Source organism: Actinosynnema sp., from assembly GCF_052038725.1.
Map to the genome: position 1 here is coordinate 1 of NZ_JBQGCX010001314.1, position 3,147 is coordinate 3,147.

Sequence of the window (3,147 nt, forward strand, 5' to 3'; positions counted from 1 at the left end):
GACGACGTGGTGACCTCCAGCTACCTCACCGGCGTCGGCTCGACGACGCTGCCGGTGTTCGTCTACGCGCAGGCGGGCAAGCGCGGGGTGTCGCCGGAGATCGTGGCGCTGTCGACGCTGATGGTCGGGGTGAGCGCGGCGCTGCTCGTGGCGGGCGTGCTGCTCACCGCGTGGCGGGCCCGGCGCGCCGCCGCGCCGCCGTCAACTTTCGTCGCTGCCGCTGGCGACCATTGAGCGCCGACGCGGACCCCGTCCCGGCCCTACCGTGACGGGGTGAGCACGCTCGTCGACCGGATGCGCCCCCACCTGCCGGACCTCCCCGCGGCGTGGGGGCGCTTCCGCGCGGACCTGGTCCGGCGGCTGCGCGCGCTGACCCCGCTGCGGGTCGGGCGCGAGGCGCTGGGCCTGGTCGTCGTGCTCGCGCTGGACGTGTGGCCCGCCGTGCTGGCGGGCGGCGAGCCCGCGGGCGGGCTGCGCACCCTGGCGTTCGCGGCGCTCTACTCGCTGCTGTACGAGCTGCGCCTGGTGTTCCCCGCGCTGGCGCTGCTGTGCACCGCGCTGGTGGCGTTCGACTTCCAGGGCGACCACGGCGGGTCGGCGGTCGTGGCCGTCGTCGCCTACGCGGCGGGCAGGCGCATCGACCCCTGGTACCGGGCGCTCGCCGTCGCGGTCCTGGCGCTGGTGGCGTACGCGGCGGCCTGGGCCGGGTCGAACCTGGCGCTGATCGGCTCGGTCGGGGTGTTCCTCGGGGTGAGCGTCTACGGGCTCGCGGTGGCGCTGCCGTTCCTGGTCGGCCGGTACGTGGCGCAGCGGGGCGCGCTGGTCGACGCGCTGCTGGAGCGCGAGGCCGGGCGCCGCGAGGAGCGGGCGCTGATCACCCGGCAGGTGCGGCTGCGCGAGCGCAACCGGATCGCCCAGGACATGCACGACAGCCTCGGCCACCGGCTCAGCCTCATCTCGGTGCACGCGGGCGCGCTGGCCATGGACCCCGGGCTGGGGGAGCGGCAGCGCGAGGCGGTGGGGGTGCTGCGCGGGGCGGCGCTGACCGCGATGGAGGAGCTGCGCGGGGTCATCGGCGTGCTGCGCCGCGACGCCGAGCCCGACGAGGACCAGGCGCGGCGCACCGTGGACGCGGTGGACGAGCTGGTGGACGGCGCGCGGCAGGCCGGGATGCGGGTCAGCCTGGTGCGCGGCGGGCAGGCCAGGGCGCTGCCCGCGCGGGTCAGCCACGCCGCCTACCGGATAGTGCAGGAGGGGCTGACCAACGCGTCCAAGCACGCGCCGGGCGCGGCCGTGCAGGTCGCGGTGCGCTACGACCCGGACGCGCTGGTCGTGGAGGTGCGCAACAACCCGGCGCAGACCAGGGCCAAGGCGGGCTCGTCGGGGTTCGGGCTGATCGGGCTGGGCGAGCGGGTGCGGCTCGCGGGCGGGCTGCTGCACGTGGGCGAGCTGGTCACCGGCGGGTTCCGGATCGCCGCCGTGCTGCCCTACGAGGACACCGAGGCCCCCGGCGACGAGCCGCTCGACGACCTCGCCGGGGAGCCGCAGGAGGACGCGGGCGCGCGGGCGGGCAAGTTCGGGCGACCGCGCCAGTGGGCCGGGGTCGGGTCGATCCTGCTGGCCGGGCTGGTGCTGGTCGCGCTGGTCGTGGGGGTCGCCTGGCTCGGCACCCGGCCCGTCACCAGGGTCGCCAGCGACGAGCTGTACGCGTCGGTCGAGGTGGGGCAGTCCGAGTCCGCGGCCATGGCCGTGCTGCCGCTGGGGCTCGACCCGCCCATCGGCGACCTGAAGCTCGGCGCGCCCCCCGAGCCCGCCGGGGCGAGGTGCCTCTACTTCGCCGCCGACGTCCAGACATACTCGTCGCACGGGACCAGGGTGTTCCGGTTCTGCTTCGCGGGCGGCGAGGTCGTGGAGAAGAACACCCACCTCCGGGAAGAGTGAGCGTTGATCCGGGTACTGATCGCCGACGACGAACCGCTGATGCGCGCGGGCATCAAGGCCATCCTCGGCACCGCCGAGGACGTCGAGCTGGTGGACGAGGTGGGCGACGGGCGCGAGGCGGTCCGGGTGGCCACCGAGCGCCGCGTCGACGTGGCCGTGCTGGACATCCGGATGCCCCGGTTGGACGGGCTGGCGGCGGCGCGGGAGCTGAAGGCCGTCGCGCCGTCCACGCGGGTGGTGGTGCTGACCACGTTCGGCGAGGACGACAACATCGTGCGGGCGCTGTCCGAGGGGGCCGCGGGGTTCCTGCTGAAGGACTCGGCGCCGGAGGAGCTGCTGCGCGCGGTCCGGGCGGTGCACGCGGGGGAGGCGTACCTGTCGCCGATGGTGACCAGCCGGGTGGTCGGCATGGTCGCCCAGGTGGGGCAGCCGCGCAGGCAGGAGGCCGTGCGGCAGGTGCAGCGGCTGACGGACCGGGAGGTGGAGGTGCTGGAGCTGCTCGGGCTCGGCATGTCCAACGCGGACGTGGGGCAGCGGCTGCACATGAGCGAGGCGACGGTGAAGACGTACGTGAGCAGGCTGCTGGCCAAGCTCGGCCTGACCAACCGGGTGCAGGCCGCGCTGCTGGCCAGGGACGCGGGGCTGTCCGCCGAGGGGTGAGGGGCCGCAGGGGCCGAGCCGGGCGGGCGACGGGCGTGACCCCGCCCGTCGGTGGTGACCCGCGACACGTGGGGGACACTCCTGCGGGTGACAAGGATCGCGCGCTCGACCTCCGCCGCGCTGGCGCTCCTGCTGGCCGCCGCGTGCACCGGCGACCCCGCCCCGCCGGGGGACGCGCCGGGCAATCCCGCCCCCGACCTGCCCGACGCCGTCGTCGGGTTCGACCAGCTCGTCCGGGGCAGCCGGGCCATGCCGTTCAGCGGGGACTGCTCGCAGCTCACCGGGATCGTCGACCGGCTGGGCATGGCGGTGGCCGAGCCGATCGGCGAGCCGCTCTCGGACGAGACCACCGGCTGCGCGCTCTACGCCTCCGAGCCGGGGGACGCGCAGGACCCCGCCGACCGGCCCGAGTCCTTCCGGGTGGAGCCGCTGGCCCCCGAGGACGGGCAGGCCGACGCCTTCTCCGCCTACTGGGGCGGCGAGGGCGGCGCCCAGGGGTACCACCGGCGGTTCGTGCTCGGGGGGCGCTACCACGCGGTGGAGAGC

The 3,147-nt window shown here is 76.0% G+C and carries 3 protein-coding genes and 1 pseudogene; all 4 read left to right on the top strand.

The window, feature by feature from the left end:
- A pseudogene (locus tag ACTUAL_RS27740) lies at positions 1-234 on the top strand (ABC transporter permease); the annotation flags it as partial.
- 39 nt (positions 235-273) lie between these two features.
- Positions 274-1,941 carry a sensor histidine kinase gene (locus ACTUAL_RS27745; protein ID WP_440902302.1) on the top strand — a complete coding sequence of 556 codons (1,668 nt, stop codon included), beginning with the start codon at positions 274-276 and terminating at the stop codon, positions 1,939-1,941.
- 3 nt (positions 1,942-1,944) lie between these two features.
- The gene (locus tag ACTUAL_RS27750; RefSeq protein ID WP_096496569.1) at positions 1,945-2,601 is read left to right on the top strand and encodes a response regulator; all 657 of its coding nucleotides are present in this window, start codon (positions 1,945-1,947) and stop codon (positions 2,599-2,601) included.
- A gap of 87 nt (positions 2,602-2,688) precedes the next feature.
- On the top strand, positions 2,689-3,147 hold a 459-nt coding region (locus ACTUAL_RS27755; protein ID WP_440902303.1), incomplete at its 3' end, for a hypothetical protein.